1 protein-coding gene is annotated in these 1,471 nt (G+C 31.4%); it reads left to right on the top strand.

Annotated elements, in window-relative coordinates; genetic code table 11:
* Positions 1 to 1,253 (top strand): IS1380 family transposase (locus tag EM932_RS20610; protein WP_135879094.1); only part of this gene is annotated, 1,253 nt, incomplete at its 5' end.
* Positions 1,254 to 1,471: the final 218 nt, after the last annotated feature.

Genomic DNA, 1,471 nt, shown 5'->3' with positions numbered 1-1,471 from the left:
TAAATTTTGTTTTACAAGAATTTGAAAACAAAAAGATCGGTAAACTTTTAGAAGAACATTTGCCCAAATTACCAACTCAATGTAAATATTCATGGAAAGATATAGTATACGCTTTTTGGTCTGTTTATTTTTGTGGGGGAGATTGTATAGAAGACTTAGGCGGTAATTTTCATCATAACCTAAAACAGCTTCCTTTTTTTAAAACGCCTAGTCCTGATAGGGTTTTAGATCGATTTAAGGAGTTGTCCCTTGCTAAAGTTGTATTAAAAAGCCCTAGAGGAAAAAGTATTAACGAATTAAGTATCAACCAAAATATGAATTCGCTTAATTTAAAAATACTAACCGTTTTAGGTGCTTTGTCAAAGGAACCACTAATTCTTGACTATGATAACACGCTAATCTTTAACAACAAAGCAGATAGCAAAAACACGTATCAAAAAGCCTATGGGTATTGTCCCGGCGTTGGTATTATTGGTGAAAATATTGTTTACGTAGAAAACAGAAATGGCAACAGTGATGTGAGGACTTTTCAAGACCAGACACTAAGTAGAATGTTTAATCTATTGGATACCCATAATATTGAAGCTGAAATCTTTAGAGCCGATAGCGGATCATATTTAAACGAAGTAGTCAATTTAGTTAGTAAAAAAACCAAGTGCTTTTATATAAAAGCGCGTATGAGTTCTGCGCTAGCAACTGCCATTAATAATATAGATGACTGGGAAAAGATTGAAACTGATAATGAGGTTATCTATCGAGGAGAAATACAATACAAACCTTTTAAGAGGGCCAATAGAAATAAAATAGCTCCGGAACATCTTCAAACATACCGCTTAATAGTATCAAAAATTGAAAGAGATGATAAACAAGTAAATCTTTTTACCAACGAAGCTTATATTTATTCCGCTATTCTAACTAATGATTGGCACATGGATGCTACTGAAGTTGTCTTTTTTTATAATCAACGTGGAACTGTTGAAAAGGAATTTGATGTCCTTAAAAATGATTTTGGATGGAACAATTTACCTTTTTCAAAGTTAGAACAAAATACTGTTTTTATGATTCTTACAGCCATTTGTAGAAATCTATACCAGCACATAATCACAAGGTTTTCTGAAAAATTTAAAAATATTAAAGCTAATTTTAGAATCAAAAAATTCATCTTTAGGTTTATTTCAATTCCTGCTAAGTGGGTCAAGAGTTCTAGACAGTACAAACTCAGAATATATGGCGATTTACATTTTAAAACCTAAAATAGATCAACTTCAAGCCCCTATGTTTTTATAAAATTGCAGACTCCAATAATCATTGGAGTCAAGGTGTGCTATCTCTAATATTTAGTAGTGCTATTTTAAACTATAAAAGTATCTCGGTCTTAGGCAAACTGACCTAAAAACAACATTATTCACAAGGCTTTTCATTAAAATCAATCTAAGCTTTTCAATAAATAAAAAGACTTACGGATTTAAGG

Source organism: Flavivirga rizhaonensis (genome assembly GCF_004791695.1).
GTDB lineage: Bacteria > Bacteroidota > Bacteroidia > Flavobacteriales > Flavobacteriaceae > Flavivirga > Flavivirga rizhaonensis.
The sequence above is the reverse complement of the archived record's forward strand: the minus strand, read 5'-3'. Positions and strand labels throughout refer to the sequence as shown.